Below are 21608 nucleotides of genomic sequence, written 5' to 3' on the forward strand. Positions count from 1 at the left end.
ATCAATGTTCGTTGTTGTTATTTCCAACAGCTTGTATATTTTATCATATCTTCAAGTCGTTGTCAACAACTTTTTTATTTTTTCTTTGTTGTCGTTCTTTCGCGGCAACTCTGATATCTTATCACGTCTGTCGCTTTTTGTCAACAACTTTTTCTCGGCAATTTATTCTGTCGGAGCTCAATATCACTTGGCTTTATCCGATCAGAACTGCTCTGCACGAGTCAGCTTTGTTATAATACCACCCAGCTCGAATTTTGTCAATCAGAAATTACAAATTAAATTATATTCAGACAATTTATGTTGTATTCTAAAATTGTTATATCATGCTTTTTATTTTTCACACAATACAAGAAATTCATATAACATAGCCTATGCCTGAATTGCATCCAGTGCCTCCCTGACATTTGCCACCCCGATCAGCTTCATTGCATACTTCTTCCCTACAGAAGGAAGGGATACTTTTGGCAGAATGCATACTTCAAAACCAAGTTTGGCTGCCTCTGCCACACGTTGTTCTGCCATGCTTACACCACGCACTTCCCCGCTTAATCCCACCTCGCCAAAACAGATGGTCTTCTCATCAATCGTCAGATCCAGTTTGCTTGACATAATGGCAAGCACAATTCCCAGATCAATTGCCGGTTCATTCATACGGATTCCGCCCGCGATATTTACATAAGCATCACAATCCGACAACTGCATTCCAATACGTTTTTCCAAAACTGCCATCAGCAGATTCACGCGGTTAAAGTCCGTTCCGGTCGCAGTTCTCCTCGGATTGTTGAAATAGCTGTGACAGATCAGCGCCTGAATTTCCAAAAGAATCGGACGGGTACCCTCGATGGAACATGCCACGACAGAACCGGAAGCATCCTTTGGTTTGCCGCTGAGCATATACTCGGACGGATTCTCCACCTCAACCAGTCCCTCTGTGCGCATCTCAAAAACACCGATCTCGTTCGTGGAGCCAAAACGGTTCTTCACGCCACGCAGAATCCGGTAGCTTTCATGACGGTCTCCTTCAAAATAAAGAACCGTATCCACCATATGTTCCAGTACACGTGGACCTGCCACGACCCCTTCCTTTGTCACATGCCCGACAATAAAGATCGAGATATCCATTCCTTTTGCGATCTGCATAAGAACACCTGTAGACTCACGCACCTGTGACACGCTGCCAGGCGCCGAGGAAACGTTTTCGTTATACATGGTCTGGATACTGTCGATCACCACAATCTGTGGCTTATTCCGTTCAATTACCGTGCGTATGGTGTCCAGACTGGTCTCACACAACAGTTCCAGATGATCACTGAATGTGCCAATCCGCTCTGCACGCAGTTTGATCTGCTGCAGGGACTCTTCCCCGGACACATACAGTACCGAAAGATTCTGCCCGGACAGATTCCGGCAGACTTGTAATAAAAGCGTTGATTTACCGATTCCCGGATCTCCTCCAACCAGAACGAGGGAGCCTTTTACAACTCCCCCGCCCAATACACGATCCAGCTCCGGCATGGATGTGGAAATCCGCTCCTCATCCGATGTCTTTATTGCAGAAAGCGGAACAGGTTTCGCTTCTGTCACCGGTTTTATTTTTCCGGAAGTACTGAGTGCTTTCCGGTCCACCAGTTCCTCTACGAACGTGTTCCACTCTCTGCATGCCGGACACTGGCCCATCCATTTGGATGATTCATATCCGCAATTCTGGCAAAAAAACGCACTGGTTTTTGCTTTTGCCATATATTATCTCTTTTCTACGCGGATTGCTACCGCATCTGCTCCTTCTAATTCTACGCTCAGGCTTAATTTGCCTCCAAGATTGGTCTTCATTGTTCCTGCAGACTTGCCATTGATATCAATCTCGTACTCTGTCTCTTCTGCCAGCTCCAATGTGATCTGTGCATCTTCCGGTCCCTCTACCGTAAAGCTGACAGTATTCTCATCCTCTGTAAAATTGGTGACAGCTGTACCCGGTACAGATTCATATACAAACAGTCCGTTACGCTCCAGCTTTGTAATCTCCTTGAACGTTTTTACTTTGTATTTATCTCCATGAAATTCGTAGTTATCAAGCTTTGCTTTCGCTCCCAGAGTGTAATCGCCGAAACTAAGGGTTCCGTTTCCTTCCGTACGAATTAATTCACTGATTGCAGCCATGATTTTTCCTCCTGTGTGGTTGATTATTTGGTTCTTAAATTATATCACTTTTTATCTTTTGATACAATGATTTCCTTGTTCTTCGTCGTCACGATCACACGGTCTTTCGCATGGATTTCTCCACGGATCAGTGCGTCTGCCAAACGGTCTTCCACCTCATCCTGCAGCTTTCTGCGCAGAGGTCTGGCACCGTATTTGCGGTCATACGCTTTTTCAACAATAAATTCCTTTGCAGCTTCCCGTACCACCAGATCAATCTGCAGCTGTTCCTTACAGCGTTTCTGTAAATCACGCACCATAATGCCGATGATTTTTTTCATATCGTCTTTGTTCAGCGCACGGAATACAATTGTCTCATCAATACGGTTTAAAAACTCCGGTTTAAAAATACGTTTGACTTCTTCCATCACGCTGGCTTTCATCCGCTCGTGATCCTGCTTTTCATCTTCTTTTGCACCAAAGCCAAGCTTCTTCGGCTCGATGATCGACTGTGCGCCCGCATTACTGGTCATGATGATAATGGCATTCTTGAAATCTACTTTGCGTCCCTGGGAATCTGTAATATGCCCGTCATCCAGCACCTGAAGTAAGATGTTAAACACATCCGGATGGGCTTTTTCAATTTCATCAAACAAAATCACAGAAAACGGATTTCTGCGGACTTTTTCCGAAAGCTGGCCCCCATCCTCATGGCCCACATATCCTGGCGGGGAGCCAATCATTTTGGATACACTGTGCTTTTCCATATACTCCGACATATCCACCCGGATCATGGATTCCTCGTTGCCAAACACAGCCTCTGCCAGTGCTTTGGAAACTTCCGTCTTTCCGACACCGGTTGGTCCCAAAAACAGGAACGAACCGATCGGACGCTTCGGGTCTTTGAGTCCCACGCGACCACGGCGGACAGCCTTGGAAACTGCAGATACTGCTTCTTCCTGTCCAATCACGCGCTTGTGCAGTGTTTCTTCCAGTTTCTGCAGACGGGATGCCTCGCTTTCTGTCAGACGGCTGACCGGAATCTTTGTCCATCCAGCCACCACATCGGCAATCTCATTTTCGCCCACCACCGGAACTTTGTTTTTGGATACGCGGCGGTTCTTTTTTTCGAGTTTTTCCCTGGATGCCTGCAGGTTCTCCCGTGTCTCTTTCAATGTGCGGGCTTTCTCGATATCTCCCTCCTGCAGCGCATGTTCCATATCCAGTTCCGTCTGATGAATCTCACGGTTTAACTGCATCATCTCATCCGATCCATGCATCATTCCAAGCCGTGCTTTTGCAGCTGCCTCATCCATCAGATCAATCGCCTTATCCGGCAGAAAACGGTCATTGACATAACGGGCAGATAAACGCACGGATGCTTCCACTCCCTCATCCGTAATCTGCACATGATGATGCTTTTCATACAGCTTTCGCAGCCCTTTTAAAATCTCAATGGATTCTTCCTCTGTCGGTTCCTCCACCTGTACCGGCTGGAACCGCCGCTCGAGTGCTGCGTCTTTTTCAATATACTTGCGATACTCTTCGATCGTGGTTGCACCGATCACCTGCACATCTCCGCGTGCAAGTGCCGGTTTTAAAATATTAGACGCATCCAGTGCACCTTCTGCTCCACCTGCGCCAATAATCGTGTGCAGTTCATCAATAAACAGCAGCACGTTCCCAGCCGTTTCCACTTCATTTATCACTTTTTTAATACGGTCTTCAAATTCCCCGCGGTATTTGGATTTTGCAACGAGTCCGGACATGTCCAGAGATACCAGACGTTTATCTGCCACAATATCCGGTACGTTTCCGTTTACCAGACTCTGTGCAATTCCTTCAACGATCGCTGTCTTACCGACACCCGGCTCTCCGATCAGACACGGATTATTTTTGCCTCTGCGGCACAGGATCTGGATCACCCGTTCGGTTTCCTTTTCCCTGCCAATTACCGGGTCTAACCGTCCGGCCCGCGCCATAGCTGTCAGATCGCGGGAATACTGATCGAGCGTAGGGGTAAGTGTTGCCTCCTCATTTCTTCCACGCTGGATTTCTTCCCGGTACTGTGCCGGGTCCTCTCCCATCGCAGCAAGAATATCCACAAAAAGTTTCTGTGGGTTGGCTCCCATTGTATTTAAAAGCCGGGAAGCTGCACAATCCCCCTCTTTTATGATGGCAAGCAGCAGGTGTTCGGTTCCGATCCGTTCACTGTCAAAACGGTCTGCCATCTCCCTGGCACGATCCAGAACCATCTGGGTACGCGGAGAATATCCGTCACGGTCTGCCACCGTCACCTCCTCACCTGCCGCAACCAGTTCATCAATCAGCTTAAGCAGCGCTTCCAGTTCCACATTATTGGCTGTCAGTACTTCTGCTGCTACACCGGTTCCTTCCTTGAGCAGTCCCGCCAGAATATGTTCGGTTCCGACATAGTTGCAGCCGGACGAACGGGAAAGGCGGTTCGCATAATTCAGAGCTTTTTTCGCCTTATCTGTATATGGAATCAAAATTTATACCTCCTGTTACAATTCTACAAATCAATAAATTCGATATCGTCATCGGTATCTTTTTTGGTTGTTTTCTTCTTTCTTCCGAGCATGGAGCTTCGAACTTCTTCTGCCAGTTCTTTCTGCAGCATGATATCTTCATCATCTGCATCCCGGTAATGGTCCTCCCGCTTCTCCCGCTCTTTTTCCCTGTCATCGGTATCTTCTTCCGGATCATCCAGGTCATCCTCCAGATCATCCTCAATACCCTCTAACAGTTTATGCATAAATCCGCCTTTTCTGCGGAATGTTTCCTTTCCGTAACGCTTGGATATCCCGGTGTCATCCGGATCATCCGTTTCATACAGTTTTTCATCGTCCGGATCATCGTAATCCTCATCGTCGTCATCATCATCGTCATAAAAATCATCATAAGGATCGTCATCATCTTTTTTTCTTTTGACGATCAGAACCACTATGATAATCAGAAGAATCAGTACAACCACAACGAACGCACAGAGAATCAGCCGCATCTGGCTTTCCGTACTCTGGAACAGGCCCGTTTCCCCTTCCTGGGTAGAAGCTTCTGCAGATGTTGTCTCTTCTATGGTATGCTTATACTGGTTATAGTTCATACATACAAACGGATAAATTTCTTCCGGATCATCCAGATCCAGCATATACAAAGCACCGTTTTGTCCGTTTTCATCCACCAGATACAAAAGTCTCAGCGGTGTGTCTATTCCGTCTTTGCGCATGCACGGATATTTATTTTCCCACAAAGTCACTGTATCTTTGACAAAGCCATCCAAAACATAGCGATCCGGAATACTGTCTGTCAGATAGAGATTTGTTCCGTCAATCGTAAAATACTGCTGCCCGTCTGCCGGAGCCTGTGTCTCTCCTTTTTGCTGTGTATCCTGTGATTCCTGCTGCGCAGCTCCTCTGGTCACCTGAATGGTATAGGTCTTTTTCACACCATTTTCCGCCTGCACGACGATCTGTACTTTATTTACACCGGTTTTCAGTTTGTCTGCCCCACTGACCGAGATCACAGATGCCTTAGCATCATTTGGCTGTGCGCTGACTGCCAGCGATGTCACCTGATCTCCCACTTTTGCCTGATATTCGGTAACTTTCGACTGAAATTCCGGAGAAAGGGTTCCTTCGGAAATCGTCAGGGATGCCAGCGTATTATCTTTTGATTTGTCATCTGCTGCCGCTGCCGAATTTTCAACAGCTACAGATACACTTGCACCTCCCACATCCACGCGGTCCCCTTCCTGATTGCCCGCAGATGGTGCGGATGCGGCAAAACTTGCAGTTCCCGCCGCATCTGCTTTAAATTTAACAGTTCCGCTTGCACGTTTGTTTCCGGAACCGTAACTTCCCAGAGTCATAGAAACCGTGCCTGCATTTACACTGGTTTCCGCTGTTGCTGACTGATAAGTAAAAAGATCTTTGGAATATGTCAGATTTACCGTTCCCGTCACCCCTGCCGGAAGTGTCACTGTCACTGCCAGAGTATCTCCTATTTTCACGGATCTGGCGCTTAAAGCAATGATCATGCTCTCCGCCTGTGCATGCACATCCGGTGTCATGATACAACTGATCAGAAATACCAGTGCCAGTACCACTCCCAGTATCCGTTTTCCTTTTGCTTTGCTTTTTTGTCTCATATGTTCTGCCTTTCTTTTACTGCTGAATGGTGATCTTCCCCTGAAGATGTTTGTTCAGATATACCAGATCAAGCACATTGACCCCGTCTTTTTTGCGGTTTGTATCTGCGGCCTTAAGATAACATCCGGTAAGCTTTTGGGTACCATTCAGATGCCTGTTCAAACGGTTCAGATCTGTTTTGTTGATCTTTCCATCTCCGTTTACATCTCCATAAATCACAAGCGTATAGGAAGAAACTTTCTTGTTTTTGCTGTCATACACCTGCAGAACATTGCCGGTTGAAACGATTCCGGTAACACTCTTTTTGGATGCACTGAACAGTTTGACCGTTCCCGCGGTCACTTTAAGTTTTTTCAAAAATGTTGCCGCCTTTGTTCCCGGCGCAATCCCCGTAACCATTTTGTTTTTCAACTGATATGTTTTCGAAGTCACGGAAGTCTTCTCGGTCTCTGCCGCTGCACCAGCTTTCTTTACAATGGTAAGCGTATAGGTTTTGGATGCTCCGCTCTCCGATTTGCAGGTAACTTTACACGTATTGGTTCCCGTCTGAAGTTTTTTGGTGCCGGTTCCCGTCACAGAAGATTTCGCAGCTACCGGTGATGCACTTATGGTAACGGAGGAAACTTTGCTGTCCACGACGAGGGAATACGAAGTAGTATCTCCGCGAAATACCGGTGTCAGTGTCTGTCCGGTTACGCTGAGCGATTTCAGATAGTTATTCGGATTTCCACTGGCTGTAAATGTCACTGCAGATGCCGGCATACCGGAATAAACCGGAATACGGAATACAAATGCCTGCTGCTTGTCCGCATACCCCTGTCCTAGCTTTCTGCCCTCGTTGTAAGCAGCCGCAAGGTTTGCCATATACTGGTGGCTGTACAGATTCTTCTGATTCACTACATTAAACTTCTGGAAATACAACGTATCCTGGCCCACGCCAATATAGTTTTTCGCCAGAATTTTCGCTCCTCCTTCGAGCGCTGCATAACGGGTATTCCATCCCGCTTTTTTTGCATATGCCAGTCCGTTTTTGATGACCAGTGTGGAGGTAATGCCCGCTGCCCCCACATTAAAATAGTTATAGTAACCCTCATAACCGCTATAAGTTCCGGAAATCAGGGAACTGGTTCCTTTTAACCCCTGCTCCTGACGCACTCTCGATGCAAGATGATACGGGCTGACCCCGGTTTCCTCACCGATATCCATAAATGCCTGCGCATAATCCAGCTCAGATCCGTCGCTGTCCTCAACCATATTCTCCATAAAGGTTCCTTTCAGGATAGAAGAAACTCCCTGTCTGGTCTGCACCTTGCTGAAACTTAAACTTTCAAATTGAAAAATATCGGTTTCATTGAGAAAATTCCGTGGGTCTAAATAATAAGCGATATAGTCTGCATCAGCACCGACCCACGAAGATCCGTCATAGACCGTCCACACATTGGTGGTCCAGTCATATGCACCGTCTGCGGTGGATTTGGTTGCGTCATTTCCAGTCTTCGGAACAAGATTGACTCCGTTTACGCTCTCTTTGCTGACCACGGTATTCCAGTCAAGCCCGGTCTTAACCGCCTGAAACTGCCACTGCGGATATGCTGTGTGAAGCGCGGAAAGTGCACGGATGTAACTATCCGGAAATCCTGCCGCACGCAGCTGCACGGCATAACTGCTGGCTGCTGCATCTGTACGCACACTGACTCCGGCAAGTGTTCCTGTTATAAGAATTACCCCACAAAGCAGGGCACTCAAAAAGCGTTTTATCTTTCGCATATTCTTCCTCACCTGTTATGATCTGACTGCGCGGCATCCCAAATGCAGTGCAGTCTTTCTGTATCATTATATAGAAAAAGCATATCTGCGTCAATTCTGTGCGTTGTTCTTTTTGTTCCGGGTACAGTTACTCTCCTTTATGATATAATGCGGACGTCTTTTGACTTCCATATAGGTTTTTGCAATATACTGTCCCATAATTCCCATACAAAACAGCTGGATTCCGCCAATGCATGTCACGATACATACCAGCGACGGCCAGCCGGCAACCGGATCCCCGAATACCAATGCGCGTACGATTTCCGCGATGATTGCAATAAAAGAAACCACGGTGAGCACCAGCCCCAGATACGAGGAAATCTTCAGCGGAATATCCGAAAAATTGATAATCCCATCAAACGAATAACGCACAAGTTTCCAGAAACTCCACTTGGTTTCTCCCGCAGACCGTTCTACATTTTGAAATTCCAGCCATTTGGTATCATATCCGACCCAGGCAAAGATTCCCTTGGAAAACCGGTTGTATTCGCTGACGGAAAGAATGGAATCTACCATTGCACGGTTCATCAGACGGTAATCCCTTGCCCCATCTGCAATCTCAATGTGGGAAAGTTTCCGCATAACTTTATAAAACATGCGTGCAAAAAACGAACGGATCTTCGGCTCTCCCTGCCGGTTCACCCGCCGGGTTGCCACATTGTCACAGTCTCCGGCTTCTAACATCGCAGCCATCTGTGGCAAAAGAGTGGGCGGATCCTGCAGATCCGCATCCATCGTCGTCACATAATCCCCCTTTGCATAGGACAATCCTGCCAGCAGCGCCGCTTCTTTTCCAAAATTGCGGGAAAAAGAAAGATAGTGCACGCGCTCATCTTCTGCTGCAAGTTCCCGGATCTTTTGCAGTGTTGCATCCTTCGATCCGTCATTGACAAATAAATATTCAAAATCATAATCGCCCATTTCCCGTGTCACGCGGTTTAATTCCCGGTACAAAATCTGCAGAGATTCCTGCTCATTGTACATCGGTACGACGATACTGATGCATTTTTTCCCCATGTTTCCCCCTTGTTTTATATCTTATCCACATACTAAACAGGAATAATAAAAGTGCTGCTATGCTGATGACAGCTCCGATCTGTACGCCCGGTGTGGTATAACGCAGCTCGATTTTGTGCGTTCCTTCTTTTAAGTGTACACCAATAAGTGCATCCGCGAAAGGCTTTATTTTCGTCTTTTTCCCATCCACATACAACGTCCATCCCTCATCTGCCGGCACTGACAGAATCAGTCTTCCCGCCTGCCCGACATCGATACTTCCAACAATCCTGCGATCTGTCATTTTTTCGAGTGACATGGTCTGTTCACTGAGCGTCTCATACGCGGTGCACATGGCCTTGAAATTCAGGCGGTACACATGATATTCAATCGTTTCCGCATTCAGATTGGTAATATGGACCTTTGTTCCGGCTTTGCACTCTCCCAGATCCAGCAGATAGCGGTGGGTGGTCTTTCCATACTGCTGCGTCCATCCGTCATCTCTTGATACTGTCAGGGAATCCGCATTGCAGGTCACATAATCCGCATAATAATATCCATCCTCGGAAATATCAATTGTCGTATCCCCGGCTGCCTGCGACTGTGTACAGGTTGCCGGATAAAGCATGTCTCCTTTTGCTCCCAGCTGCTGTGCCAGGGAATTCAGGGAACCGATCCTATCAAGCATGGAAGATTCCCAGCCTTTTATTGCCTTCTCGCTCATCATATAGCCAAGTGGCAGGCAGTAGTTATTCCGATAAAGATAATTTCCATTGCTGCTTCCCACAAGTGTCCGCAGTGGACTTTCATCCACCGGATTAGAGGAAAGCATATACTTCACCGAAAACATGGCTGACGGAAGCGGGGAAGCACCATTGTAACAGTAGAAATTTTTTCCGCCCTCCATATACAGGCTCTGGAAGAGATGGCTGACATCCAGATTCATCAGGGAGGAAAATATGGTTGCCGAACGGTATCCGTACAGGCTGTCATCGTTTTTGGTTTTTCGCCCACTGTCCTCCACCCGGTAAAATCCGTCATTTCCGTTATCCTCTTTTGCCTGTTGCAGCAGATCTTCGTAGTACCCCTGTTTATCCGTATATGCCACGCGGCTGGTAACGCCAAGCCCGGTTACCGCCATATTGACTGCCAGTTCTGCAATGGCAACACAAAAGGCAGCTTCCCGCAGGGCTATCCGCATTTTCTTCGGGGCAATTTTAAGCAAAAGAAGCAGGATTCCATAAACTAAGATAAACAGCATGGTAATCACAACTGCCATGTACTCTGTCACCAGTTCATCCCCGTAATATCCGGAGAGAACCATCAGTGTCAGTGCGGCAAGCACTGCTATGATGATATGGCAGCATCTGGTTCCTTTCCATTTGCGGATCGTTGCAAATCCCATGACCAGAAGCATAAAAATGTAAAGGAATGACTGTCTGCCCGGCAACGCCTGCGGAAAATGCATACCATGCCAGATATAATCCAGCTGATTATCCGCAAAGCTCACAAGGAAAAAGACAAGCATCAGCATACGCGGAACTTTTTCCTTCCAGGAGATTCTGCGGTTCAGCACATACAGCCATACCAGTACCAGGGTAAATGCCCCGGCATACAGATTCGGCCAGTGATCATTTCCCGTATAACTTGTAGTGACGGCTGCCGCACGCCCCAGCTCCGCAATAACAGAAAAATACCACTCCAGCGTTTTCGGAAAGCTGTCTTCAGCAGACCCGGAAGCAGAAAGCACGGCGATCTCCGGCAATAGCAGTACCATCGAGACAGACCCTGCCAGCAGGGAATACCATGCAAACCGTAAAAATGCTTTCAGTTTTCCTCCTTTCTGCGTAAAAAAGAGAAGAATAAAATAAAACACCAGAAAGATACAGATCATGATGGAAATGTAATAATTTGCAAACACCGACAATGCAAGTGTCACAAAATACAGTCCCGGTTTCTGCTCCCGTACCAGTTTTTCCAGTCCCACCATGATCAGAGGAAAAAGAAGGATGCAGTCCATCCACATGATATCCCAGCTGTAGGCTGCCACAAATCCGGACAATGCATATGCCGTAGAAAATACAAGTGCCGGAATCACCTGATTTTTATGGAGTTTTGAGTCTTTTCCAATCAGATGAAAATGATATTTTAAGAATAAGAAAAAAGTCAGTCCGCACAGGGCAATCTTTGCCAGCACCAGTATCGTCATAAACTCGATCACATAATGTTTTGGGCAGAGCACGATCAGAAAATTAAGCGGACTCGCCAGATAATAGGCATATAGGGAAACAAAATCCGATCCCAGTCCCAGATTCCAGGAATACTGCAGACTTCCGCCGGTTCTTAATTTATGAAGAAACTCTGTAAAAAACGGACAGTACTGATGATACATATCGATATGCAGAATACAGTTATCCCCGAAAGGATATACCCCGTTTCCGATACAGATGACCACACAGATTATAAATGGCATAAGAAATGCCATCACATAAGGAAATGACCGGTGCGACACCATCCGCGAAATCATTTTTTTCATGTTCTTACTCATCCTTTTCCTTGTTTTTTTCAAACAACTGATAATACTGAAGCTTCTTGTAAGTCTGAAGCTGTTTTTCATCGGCTCCGATCCCTTTTGTCTGCCCTGCTGCAGAGATCACCGGGTAAGTTTTGCTCAGACTTAAGAGGTAATTCTGGTATGCATTCGTCGGCACTCCTGCTGCGGTAAGTACCTGCGCCGCAAGATAATTCAGACTCGTATTTTTATCTTTCGCTCCCTCGATCCCATAATTACTCCACACCAGATAAGGTACGAGATAACGTTTTTGTGTCTCTACCTGTGCCCCGTTTTCCACGACAGAAGCCACTGTATCATTCGGCTGATGATCCCCGAAAAATACGATGATCGTCCTGTCATCCACTTTGGAAAAATAATCAATCAGATTTTCGAGTGCCTGATCGGTCTTGTGGATCAGTGTCAGGTACTGATTGAGCGGTTCGCTGGCATACTGTGACTGGATATCATTCGTCAGATTCATATAGGTATCGGTATATCCGCCATGATTCTGCATCGTCACATTGAAAATAAAGGCCGGTTTGCCGGAGGCTTTGTTTTTCTCATAAGTTTCTATCATGTGCTCCATATCCGATGCATCGCTGATATAATTGCGCACATAGGAGACATCCCTGTAATCTTCCATAAAATCCAGATTGTCAAATCCAAGCAGAGGATACACTTTATCCCGGTTCCATCCGCTGGCCTGATACGGATGCTGTGCATAGGTCGCATATCCTAAGGATTTCAGATAACCTGCTAAAGACGGTGTCCTGCTCTTGATGTACTGCTGATACGGAATACTTCCGTTCGGAAGGAATGCCATCGTATTGCCTGTCAGAAATTCAAATTCCGAATCCGCAGTGTTTCCCCCACACACAGATGTCTGGACATATCCCGTGACCGTGTTTTTCTCCCCCTGCTGCATCCGGTGCATAAACGGCATGTAATCCTCATTGGTTTCTAACGGTCCCAGCACTTTTAAATCCGAAAATGCCTCATCCATGATGACAATGATGTTGGGCAGATCCTGTGTGTCGGTTTCTGTTGTTTTAGTTTCGTATTTCGCCAGCGTCTCTTTTGCTTCATCCGCATCGTATCCTGCCGGACGCTCCACTGCCACATAGGCAAGATCCATGGCAAAGGTCACCGCCATGCCGTTTACTTTTGTCATATATGCCGGTGTGAACAGAAACGGATACAGATAATGTTTTGTCTGAAACGATTCCTGCTGCAGGGCATTGACAAATGTACACAATGCCAGTCCCACCAGTACGATACTCCCCAGCCTTATTTTCCAGGAAAAACGCGGACCTTTTTTAAAAAACCGGGCCAGCACAAATAATGCAATAAAAACAAGTGTAACAATCACCATGCGCCGGTCCGGTGTAAAATCATAGTTTCCAGCCACACTGGCTGCTGTTCCGGCCGAAAACAGATCCCACGGAACAAACGGTGTGGAACGGAATTTCATCACATAATGATTGGTAATTCCAAACGCCACAGCAAGTCCGTACAGCACTCTGGACGCAAAACACATTCTTCCGGTCAGAAAATATAACATCCATCCGATCAGCTCAAACAAAAAAATATTAAAAAGCTGTGCTTCCACACGCACTTCCGCAAATGGATTGTGTTCATAACATTCCATCAGGTAAAAAGCAAACACCGGAACCACGGCATACCAAAACAGCCATATGCCCTTCTGTTTCCACCCTTCTGTCCGTTTTTGTGTGTTGTTTTTCTCCCTTTTTGTCTGCTTACGTGCGACTGTCTGCTCCATGTTTCCTAACATAAAAATGAGTATGGCTCCTTCCATTCCTTCCATTTCCATCGCTTTTCATACGATTTTATCTGAATAGAATTTTACCACACTCATTCTGCTTTTAAAACGCATTTCACATTTTTATCATAATTTCATTCTAGTAATTGGATAACTCCAGATGCTCCCGGTATGCACGATCCATACCATCGATCACGCGGCGTGCCTGCCCGTATCTGCGTGGATTGATGGTGATCACCCAGAGGGTATCTGCCCCCTGGTAGGTTTCCCTCTTGAAAAAAGGAATCTTTTTACTGTTCTTTGTAAATGGAATGTGCTGTTCAAGCAGTGCCTCCGCCGTATGTGTACTCACTCTGGAATTGGTGGTACGGCACAGTTCCACGTCGTTATCCTTATAATTTCCAAGTTTCATCGTCATGCTTTTTGCATCTTCCTCCTCACGTGACTTTTACCTCAATCTCCCTGCCAAGTCCTCCTGCAACTTTTTCCAGAAAGTCCAGACTCGGATTATATCTCCCGCTCTCCAGACGGGAAATATTTGACTTTCTGGTACCGACTTTTTCTGCGAGCCGTTCCTGTGTCATCCCCTGCTCCTTTCGCACCTGCCGAAGCTGGGCTGCAATTTCCTGTCTGGCGTGATTACGTTCCTGCATATCCGCCCCCTTACACCTTTATAAATCGTGCTCATGTATTCTAAAGTTATCATATATGATAACTTCTGTCAATGAACCAAAAGTCCTATTCCCGAAATCATAAAAAGGCTTGCAAATGCGTCTTTCATATGTTAATATAATATTTGTTCGCGCCGGCATGTCGGAATTGGCAGACGAGGCAGACTCAAAATCTGTTGATGGCAACATCGTGTGGGTTCAAGTCCCACTGCCGGCATATAAAAGACCTCAGGTTTCCAATCGGAAATCTGAGGTCTTTCTTTTTGCGGCACATCGTTTTCTTAAACCAACAGAGGACGCATCCCGTTCCCCCGGGATTGCGTCCTCCATTATTTTACCTGTACATCCTAACTCTTTTATTTTGTAATCCTGATATCATCAAAACAGTCAAATGTTGCAAAGTAATCTTCCGGTGTCTCTGCACGGCGGATCATCTTCACACTTCCGTCTTCTTTGAGCAGTAATTCTGCAGAACGAAGACGTCCATTGTAATTATATCCCATGGAAAATCCATGTGCTCCGGTATCGTGGATCACAAGATAATCTCCCATGTCGATCTCTGGCAGTTTCCGGTCAACCGCGAACTTATCGCAGTTCTCGCAAAGACTTCCTGTCACATCATACACGTGATCGCATGGTGCATTTTCTTTTCCAAGAACCGTAATGTGATGATATGCCCCGTAAATTGCCGGACGCATCAGGTTTGCTGCACATGCATCCACACCAATATACTCTTTGTAGATATGTTTCTCATGGATGGCCTTCGTCACAAGGCATCCGTAAGGTCCGAGCATGAAACGTCCCATCTCGGTATAAATGGATACATCCCCAAGTCCTGCCGGAACTAAGATCTCATCGAACTTTTTGTGCACACCTTCTCCGATGACAGCGATATCATTCGGCTCCTTGTCCGGTGTATAAGGGATTCCCACACCACCGGAAAGATTTACGAATCTGATATCACATCCGGTCTTTTCTTTTAATTCCACGATCAGTTCAAACAGTTCTCCTGCAAGCTTCGGATAGTATTCGTTTGTGACGGTATTGCTGGCAAGAAATGCATGAACACCGAAATGCTTTGCTCCCTTATCCTTTAAAATCTTAAACGCTTCGATGAGCTGATCCTTTGTCATGCCGTATTTGGAATCTCCAGGGTTGTCCATGATTCCGTTGCTCAGTTCAAATACTCCACCCGGATTGTAACGGCAGCTAATGGTCTCCGGAATATGACCGATCGTTTCTTCTAAGAAATCAATATGGGTGAAATCATCCAGATTGATGATTGCCCCGAGTTCATCCGCATAGGCAAATTCCTCTGCCGGCGTATCATTTGAAGAAAACATAATATGCTTTCCGTCAAATCCACAGGACTTTGCAAGCATCAGTTCTGTGTAAGAGGAACAGTCACATCCCATATCATATTCCTGTAAAATTTTTAAGATATATGGGTTTGGGGTTGCTTTCACTGCAAAATACTCGCGGAATCCCGGATTCCATGCAAAAGCTTCCTTTACTTTTTTTGCATTCTCACGAATGCCTTTTTCATCATATAAATGAAACGGTGTCGGGTATGTTTTAACGATCTCCTCCACCTGACTCTTTGTTACAAACGGCTTTTTCTCCATAATCTGGCTCCTTTATCTACACTTTTTCGTCTGATGTTATGCTACAACAACTCTTTTACAAATTCAAGCAATTTTCTCCTTTTCCTTTTATTTTTCCACAGATTATGATATGATATGCATGATCGAATGTTAGATTAAGCGAACGAAAGATGAGGAACATCATGGGTGTAACAGTTTTACCTTATATTGATCAGACACAGACAGCCAGGCTGCAGGAAGCAGCTTCTGCCAATATACAGACACCGAAAAATACGGATGAAGCCGTCACCACATTTAAGGAATGTCTGGCTTCCGCTGAGCGCAGCGTACAGGCCATGGCAGTGGACGCACTGCTTGCCGCCAGCAACAGTGGTGCCGTTTCCCTGGATACGGTACAGCAGATCCTTGGATTTACCCCGCAGACCGATGCACCGGTTGATACGTCTCCGGTCACGGATACCCCGGCAATTTCCAGTTCTTCTGCAACAAATAGTACCACCTCCTCCGGCAGTGTTTCTTCTCCGGAGAACCTCGAAGAATATTTCAAAGAAGCTTCTGAAACATACGGTGTGGATATCAACCTGCTCAAAGCCATTGCCAAGCAGGAATCCAATTTCAATCCATCCGCAACCAGCTCTGCCGGTGCCATGGGTGTCATGCAGCTGATGCCGTCCACCGCAAAAGGACTTGGTGTCACAAATGCATACGATGCACAGCAAAATATTATGGGTGGTGCCAAACTGATGGCGCAGAACTTAAAGAAATACAACGGAGATGTTTCCCTTGCGCTTGCCGCATACAATGCCGGTGGTGGAAATGTCGACAAGTACGGTGGTATTCCACCGTTTAAGGAAACACAGAATTATGTCAAAAAAGTGCTTGGTTATTATCAGAATTCCAACGCTTAATTTCTAAAAAGAACCCGTGAAGATGAACAGTCTGCTGTTCATCTTCACGGGTTTTTTACTGTCTAAAGAAAATTTGATTATAATTTGAATCTGGAAAGAAGATCTCCAAGACTTGTTCCGGCCGTTTCATTTGAGCTGTACTCGATTGCCTCTGCCTCTTCTTCCTCCTGCGGCTTTTCCATAATATCTTCCAGCGCTTTCATGCTCAGGCTGACTTTTCCATCGTTGGTATTTAAAATCTTCGCCTTTACTTTCTGTCCCTCTTTTAAAACTTCATGAACGGAAGAGATCCGCTTCTGGCTGATCTGTGAAATATGAACCAGACCGCTGATGCCATTCCCGATATTGATGAATGCTCCGTATGGCATAATGGATTCTACGGTTCCCTCTACCACAGATCCAGGCACAAGCATGGCAATCCGGTGATTTCTTTCTTCCTCGCGCTCCTGTCTTGCCACAACTTTTCCGGACAATACCAGTTTATTCTTCTCAGGATCTACGGTAATCACAACGACACGCACATCTTTTCCGATCCATGCATCCGTGTCTTCCACATAATCTGCGGACAACTGGGATGCCGGAATGAATGCACGGATTCCTTCTAAGAATGCAACCACACCACTCGGCACACTCTCTTTGATCCGGACAGTCACAACCGTCTGCTGCTCCATCATCTCCCGGAGTTTATCCCAGGCAAGCACTTCGTTTGCTTCCTTTTTCGACAATTCGATGTTTCCATGTCCGTCATCTGTACGCACAACCGTTGCCTCGATGATGTCTCCCGGCTGTAATTCTTCCTTCGCATGAAAATCCGGATCATTGCTCAGATTTTCAATTTTGATAATTCCCGGTGCATAATAATTCAGGTCAAGTGTCACTTCTTCATCGGTTACTGCTACCACAGCTCCACTGACAATATCTCCTTCGTTAATCGTGCGGAAAGAACGTTCCAGCTCCTTTTCATAATCCTTCATTGATTCCATCTGCAAAACCTCCTTTAAAATATCTGAAAAATTGCAAAACGGCAGAACCCCAAAGGATTCCACCGTTTTATGAAGCGAGCTGATGACGGGAATTGAACCCGTGACCCCTTCCTTACCAAGGAAGTGCTCTACCTCTGAGCCACATCAGCATCTCGTTGACCGCGTCAACTCCTACATCATACATGGTATTTTCTAAATTGTCAAGAATTTTTTAATTATTTTATCAAATTACAGTTCCCAGCGTGTTGCCGTTTTCTCCTGATGTGATCCGCAATGATTACAGCCCGGAAAACATGCCCCTATGGGTCAGGGCTGTAATCATGCAATCATTTGCACCGCAGTGCAAAGCCTGACAGTATAACGCGTGGTTATCAGACAATTTTTAAATTTCAATTACATATCTCTCATATGCATTGATCACTTTGGTATCTCCGATGAAATCCTCCCGCGGAATATCCCTTCCATAATTCATATGCATATGTCCATGTACAAAATATTTCGGATGGTATTTGTTAATCACACGATAAAATGCATCAAACCCTTTATGGCAAAGATCTTCCCCATCATGCATACCGCCTGCCGGGGCATGTGTCACCAAAATATCAATGCCCCCTTTTCGGCGTATTTTCCAGAAAAGTCTCCGGATGCGGCGTTCCATCTGCACTTCCGTATACTGGTTCACCCCTGGTTTATAACGGTAAGATCCTCCCAGTCCGAGAATCCTTATCCCATGAAACATATACACGGTATCTTCAATACAGATACATCCCTCCGGTGGCTTTCTTTCGTACTTATCATCATGGTTTCCATGCACATACAATACCGGAACTGCAATCATCGTTGCGATAAATGACAGATAATCTGCTTTCAGGTCACCACAGGAAATTACCAGGTCAATATCCGCATAGTCTTCTTTTCGAAAGAAATCCCAGATTTTCTGAGATTCTTCATCTGCTATTACTAGTATCTTCATTATTTCATTTTTTCCTCTACACCTTTTATCTGGACAACCGGACGTGCCTCTGCACGTAATTCTCCCATTGTCGGTATCTCCCCAATGACATTATCTGTCAGCCAGTCCATCTCCATGATGGCTTCCGGTTTCATGGCTTTATCCTTCTTGTTTTTGAGTGTCCCGTCCTGTGCACGGATTTCTCCGTAAAACGGCACAATATCTCCCTTTTTAATATCACTCTTTAAGTGATCCACCAGACGCTTGACCCCGGTCGGTACATTCTTCGAACAGATCAGGTCAATCACACCCGCAGACATTCCCCACCAGTAGTTGAGTGCCCTGCCCTCAGAATTTTCTTCCGACTGGTAAGATCCCGCAAGAATACTCTGGATCATTTTTTCATAGAATACACCCCAGTTCCAGAGTGGCATCACCAGATTCAGTTTCCTTCCATCCTCCGAACACTCATACAGCCCAAACTGCCTGCCCGGATCGCGCGGTGTAATCATATCCTGATCCGATACCACCTGAATATTGTTGTCCTTTAAGAACCGTTCCCTGTCATAATTTTCACTGGTGGACCATGCAAGATAAATCCTTGCCCGTGGATTGGTAAAACTTGCTCCCAGCGCAAAGGCATTAATATTTGCGATCATTCCGTATATCGGGTAATCTGCAATATATGCAATCCTGTCATTTTCTGCCAGTGCACCCGCAATCATTCCCGAAAGGAATTTTGCTTCATACATCCGGGCATAGTACGTGCGGATATACTTATGCGAAGTATTCAGACTGCAGTTTAAAATCTTTACATCCGGATGATCCACAGCCACTTTCAGACTGTCTTTCATCATCTGCGGTGCCACCTCAAATATGATATCTGCCCCCTGACGGATCACGTCATTCAGCACCTGCTCCGTGCGTTCCTCCGTCACATCATTGACACAGATGGTCTTCATCTGATCCGGGAACGTCTCTTCCAGATAATTGCGCCCAAGGTCATGCGCATAAATCCAATCGGATGTATCCGGTGATTTTGGATACAGGAATGCCACGGTAAATTTCTTTGCTGACGATGGCATAAAGTAACTGAAGATGTTTCTTCCCTTACGCTCTTCTGCCGCCAGCGGATCCATGACCAGACCAACACTCTGTTTCTCTGTGAGCATGACAAACTCATTCCAGCATTTCACAATATTTAAACTCAGCTCATCATCCGACATGCCAAGAACCGTATTGTAACCGTATACATTGATAAATGCAGTCAGCGCATCCCCCACCCGGATCGGAAGCTTGCGCCCTCCGCGGAACTCATATGCCTTTGTGAAATGATTGACCAGACTGTTAAATTCCATTCGGGTATCCGCATCCCATATGGCAGTGGATCCCATCAGTGCAAGCAGTTTATCCACCATACCGATTTTGGAAAATTCGATATTGTTCAATCCCGAAATCTGATTAAACTTCATATATTCATAATATAATTTTACGTCCTCATCCTCGGAATACTTTGGAATCTTACGTGTCACGTTGGCGACAATGGAATCTGCCTTAAAATACTTCAGTACACTGACACGCTTGTTTCCCTCCACCACATAATAACGGTTCATATATTCATAAGCAACAATCGGATCCCGGATACCTTCGTTTACCTGTGCATCGGACAGCGCAATCCATTTGCATGCAAACTCTGTATCCGCATCGAGGATCGGCATAAAATTGGCTGCAAAAGAATACGTTCTTCCTTTCGTCGCCGTACCAACCACAAAATCCAATGGTATCTGCATCAGCCCCATATTCTGTTCCGTCTGGATATTTTCTCTGGATAAAATATCATCCAGAACCGGCAGATAGGGAAAGCGCCCCTGCGAAACGCATGCCTTATATTCTTTTTTTCCAAGTTTGAGTGCTTCCTGATATTCGTTATCTCCCATTTTTTCTCCTTTCTACGGTTATTCCATGTTTTGTTATTCCAATTTTACCACATCTGTGTTATGATACCAATGAAAAGTGAAAAAAAGCAAAGATTTTCTTTCTTTATGTGCTAAAATTTGCTATAATCAAATGTAGTAATAGGTACTATGGAGGAAATTCTATGGAGAATATCACGAAAGAACAGGCTGATATCATCGGTGAAGTTGCAAATATCTGTACAGGTACTGCGGCTACCGCCCTCAGTATGATCATCAACCGTTCAACAAACATTACCACTCCGCTTGTAGAAGTACTGGACAAAGAAGACACGCTGGAAAGTGACAACCATATTCTGGTCAAGGTTCCATACACAAGCGGCTTAGACGGGACAAATCTTATGGTCCTGGATGTTCAGGATGCGCTGGTCATTGCAAGTCTTATGATGGGCGGTGACGGTCGTAATCTTTCCAATCTGCAGCTCGATGATCTCACGTTATCAGCAATTGCAGAAGCCATGAACCAGATGTGTGGATCCATTGCCACATCTATGGCGTCACTGTTATCCAGACCGACGGATATTGGATTTCCGCTTATCAATTCAAAGAATCGCAAGACTTTCGAGATTCCGGATGAACTATGTAATGGAACGGATATCGTCAAGGTCACTTTTCGCCTGACCGTGGAAGACTTGATCGATAGCGAGCTGATACAGTTATACCCTATCAGCATAGTAAAACAGATTTTAAAACAGGAGGATATATAAATGGCAAAGATATTAATCGTTGATGATGCAGCATTCATGCGAATGATGCTCAAGGACATTCTGACAAAGGGCGGATTTGAGATCGCTGGTGAAGCAGCAGACGGTGTAGAGGCCGTTGCAAAGTATAATGAGTTGAAACCAGATCTGGTTACTCTTGACATCACGATGCCAAACAAAGACGGTATTCAGGCACTCAAGGAGATCAAAGCAGCTGATCCAAACGCTACATGCGTTATGTGTTCTGCAATGGGACAGCAGTCCATGGTTATTGAGGCAATCCAGTCCGGCGCAAAGGATTTCATTGTTAAGCCGTTTCAGGCAGACCGTGTATTAGAGTCCATCCGAAAAGTATTAGGATAAATCTTATCG

Annotated in this window: 17 protein-coding genes and 2 tRNA genes; 4 read left to right on the plus strand and 15 right to left on the minus strand. The window is 45.7% G+C overall.

Annotated features, from left to right (window positions below):
* Positions 1–369 precede the first annotated feature (369 nt).
* The 10 genes from radA to M72_RS01050 all read right to left on the minus strand — a co-directional run bounded on the left by radA (position 370) and on the right by M72_RS01050 (position 14094).
* The gene (gene radA / locus M72_RS01005) at positions 370–1740 is read right to left on the minus strand and encodes a DNA repair protein RadA (RefSeq protein WP_055066862.1); all 1371 of its coding nucleotides are present in this window, start codon (positions 1738–1740) and stop codon (positions 370–372) included.
* Positions 1741–1743: 3 nt separating this feature from the next.
* A complete protein-coding gene (locus M72_RS01010) occupies positions 1744–2157 on the minus strand; it encodes a hypothetical protein (RefSeq protein ID WP_055066863.1) in 414 nt (137 codons plus the stop codon).
* Between the two features lie 44 nt (positions 2158–2201).
* Entirely contained in the window at positions 2202–4649 is a 2448-nt protein-coding gene (locus tag M72_RS01015) for an ATP-dependent Clp protease ATP-binding subunit (protein WP_055066864.1), read from the minus strand.
* Between the two features lie 20 nt (positions 4650–4669).
* The gene (locus M72_RS01020) at positions 4670–6304 is read right to left on the minus strand and encodes a cadherin-like beta sandwich domain-containing protein (protein WP_055066865.1); all 1635 of its coding nucleotides are present in this window, start codon (positions 6302–6304) and stop codon (positions 4670–4672) included.
* Positions 6305–6320: 16 nt separating this feature from the next.
* Positions 6321–8072 (minus strand): dockerin type I domain-containing protein, encoded by a 1752-nt coding sequence (locus tag M72_RS01025; protein WP_055066866.1) that lies wholly within the window; start codon positions 8070–8072, stop codon positions 6321–6323.
* Between the two features lie 90 nt (positions 8073–8162).
* Positions 8163–9128: a glycosyltransferase family 2 protein gene (locus M72_RS01030; RefSeq protein ID WP_055066867.1), complete on the minus strand. Its 966-nt coding sequence runs from the start codon at positions 9126–9128 to the stop codon at positions 8163–8165.
* A complete protein-coding gene (locus tag M72_RS01035) occupies positions 9085–11643 on the minus strand; it encodes a YfhO family protein (RefSeq protein ID WP_261291772.1) in 2559 nt (852 codons plus the stop codon). The genes M72_RS01030 and M72_RS01035 overlap by 44 nt, the downstream gene beginning before the upstream one ends.
* Positions 11644–11647: 4 nt before the next feature.
* Positions 11648–13453, minus strand: coding sequence for an LTA synthase family protein (locus M72_RS01040; RefSeq protein ID WP_261291773.1), 1806 nt, complete (start codon positions 13451–13453; stop codon positions 11648–11650).
* 127 nt (positions 13454–13580) lie between these two features.
* On the minus strand, positions 13581–13859 hold the full coding sequence (locus tag M72_RS01045; RefSeq protein WP_055066868.1) for a hypothetical protein: 279 nt from the start codon (positions 13857–13859) through the stop codon (positions 13581–13583).
* A 19-nt stretch (positions 13860–13878) separates the two neighbouring features.
* The gene (locus M72_RS01050) at positions 13879–14094 is read right to left on the minus strand and encodes a helix-turn-helix domain-containing protein (RefSeq protein WP_055066869.1); all 216 of its coding nucleotides are present in this window, start codon (positions 14092–14094) and stop codon (positions 13879–13881) included.
* 151 nt (positions 14095–14245) lie between these two features.
* On the opposite strand from M72_RS01050, the gene M72_RS01055 reads away from it, so the two are divergent.
* A tRNA-Leu gene (locus tag M72_RS01055) sits at positions 14246–14329 on the plus strand.
* 139 nt (positions 14330–14468) lie between these two features.
* Here M72_RS01055 and M72_RS01060 read toward each other — a convergent pair.
* Positions 14469–15737: a diaminopimelate decarboxylase gene (locus M72_RS01060; RefSeq protein ID WP_022046069.1), complete on the minus strand. Its 1269-nt coding sequence runs from the start codon at positions 15735–15737 to the stop codon at positions 14469–14471.
* A 161-nt stretch (positions 15738–15898) separates the two neighbouring features.
* Between M72_RS01060 and M72_RS18165 the strand changes: the two genes are divergently transcribed.
* A complete protein-coding gene (locus tag M72_RS18165) occupies positions 15899–16624 on the plus strand; it encodes a lytic transglycosylase domain-containing protein (RefSeq protein ID WP_055066870.1) in 726 nt (241 codons plus the stop codon).
* 77 nt (positions 16625–16701) lie between these two features.
* Here M72_RS18165 and M72_RS01070 read toward each other — a convergent pair whose 3' ends face one another.
* The 4 genes from M72_RS01070 to M72_RS01085 all read right to left on the minus strand — a co-directional run bounded on the left by M72_RS01070 (position 16702) and on the right by M72_RS01085 (position 20496).
* Positions 16702–17607, minus strand: coding sequence for a 30S ribosomal protein S1 (locus M72_RS01070; RefSeq protein WP_022046067.1), 906 nt, complete (start codon positions 17605–17607; stop codon positions 16702–16704).
* Positions 17608–17684: 77 nt separating this feature from the next.
* A tRNA-Thr gene (locus M72_RS01075) sits at positions 17685–17756 on the minus strand.
* 233 nt (positions 17757–17989) lie between these two features.
* Positions 17990–18580 (minus strand): metallophosphoesterase family protein, encoded by a 591-nt coding sequence (locus M72_RS01080; RefSeq protein ID WP_055066871.1) that lies wholly within the window; start codon positions 18578–18580, stop codon positions 17990–17992.
* The gene (locus M72_RS01085; RefSeq protein WP_055066872.1) at positions 18580–20496 is read right to left on the minus strand and encodes a BMP family ABC transporter substrate-binding protein; all 1917 of its coding nucleotides are present in this window, start codon (positions 20494–20496) and stop codon (positions 18580–18582) included. Before M72_RS01085 ends, M72_RS01080 begins: the two co-directional genes overlap by 1 nt.
* Before the next feature lie 161 nt (positions 20497–20657).
* On the opposite strand from M72_RS01085, the gene M72_RS01090 reads away from it, so the two are divergent.
* Together M72_RS01090 and M72_RS01095 are read left to right on the plus strand one after the other, a co-directional pair.
* Entirely contained in the window at positions 20658–21239 is a 582-nt protein-coding gene (locus M72_RS01090) for a chemotaxis protein CheC (RefSeq protein WP_055066873.1), read from the plus strand.
* Positions 21240–21599: a response regulator gene (locus M72_RS01095; RefSeq protein ID WP_022046063.1), complete on the plus strand. Its 360-nt coding sequence runs from the start codon at positions 21240–21242 to the stop codon at positions 21597–21599.
* Positions 21600–21608 lie beyond the last annotated feature (9 nt).

The sequence above is a fragment of the Roseburia faecis genome, assembly GCF_001406815.1.
Lineage (GTDB): Bacteria > Bacillota > Clostridia > Lachnospirales > Lachnospiraceae > Roseburia > Roseburia faecis.

Excerpts from the sequence above, each read along its gene's own strand:
- M72_RS01070 (WP_022046067.1), bottom strand. The coding sequence starts at position 17,607 with ATGGAATCAATGAAGGATTATGAAAAGGAGCTGGAACGTTCTTTCCGC.
- M72_RS01085 (WP_055066872.1), bottom strand. The coding sequence starts at position 20,496 with ATGGGAGATAACGAATATCAGGAAGCACTCAAACTTGGAAAAAAAGAA.
- M72_RS01020 (WP_055066865.1), bottom strand. The coding sequence starts at position 6,304 with ATGAGACAAAAAAGCAAAGCAAAAGGAAAACGGATACTGGGAGTGGTA.
- M72_RS01090 (WP_055066873.1), top strand. The coding sequence starts at position 20,658 with ATGGAGAATATCACGAAAGAACAGGCTGATATCATCGGTGAAGTTGCA.
- M72_RS01030 (WP_055066867.1), bottom strand. The coding sequence starts at position 9,128 with ATGGGGAAAAAATGCATCAGTATCGTCGTACCGATGTACAATGAGCAG.
- M72_RS01050 (WP_055066869.1), bottom strand. The coding sequence starts at position 14,094 with ATGCAGGAACGTAATCACGCCAGACAGGAAATTGCAGCCCAGCTTCGG.
- M72_RS01095 (WP_022046063.1), top strand. The coding sequence starts at position 21,240 with ATGGCAAAGATATTAATCGTTGATGATGCAGCATTCATGCGAATGATG.
- M72_RS01010 (WP_055066863.1), bottom strand. The coding sequence starts at position 2,157 with ATGGCTGCAATCAGTGAATTAATTCGTACGGAAGGAAACGGAACCCTT.
- M72_RS01025 (WP_055066866.1), bottom strand. The coding sequence starts at position 8,072 with ATGCGAAAGATAAAACGCTTTTTGAGTGCCCTGCTTTGTGGGGTAATT.
- M72_RS01040 (WP_261291773.1), bottom strand. The coding sequence starts at position 13,453 with ATGTTAGGAAACATGGAGCAGACAGTCGCACGTAAGCAGACAAAAAGG.
- M72_RS01060 (WP_022046069.1), bottom strand. The coding sequence starts at position 15,737 with ATGGAGAAAAAGCCGTTTGTAACAAAGAGTCAGGTGGAGGAGATCGTT.
- M72_RS01035 (WP_261291772.1), bottom strand. The coding sequence starts at position 11,643 with ATGAAAAAAATGATTTCGCGGATGGTGTCGCACCGGTCATTTCCTTAT.
- M72_RS18165 (WP_055066870.1), top strand. The coding sequence starts at position 15,899 with ATGGGTGTAACAGTTTTACCTTATATTGATCAGACACAGACAGCCAGG.
- M72_RS01080 (WP_055066871.1), bottom strand. The coding sequence starts at position 18,580 with ATGAAGATACTAGTAATAGCAGATGAAGAATCTCAGAAAATCTGGGAT.
- radA (WP_055066862.1), bottom strand. The coding sequence starts at position 1,740 with ATGGCAAAAGCAAAAACCAGTGCGTTTTTTTGCCAGAATTGCGGATAT.
- M72_RS01045 (WP_055066868.1), bottom strand. The coding sequence starts at position 13,859 with ATGACGATGAAACTTGGAAATTATAAGGATAACGACGTGGAACTGTGC.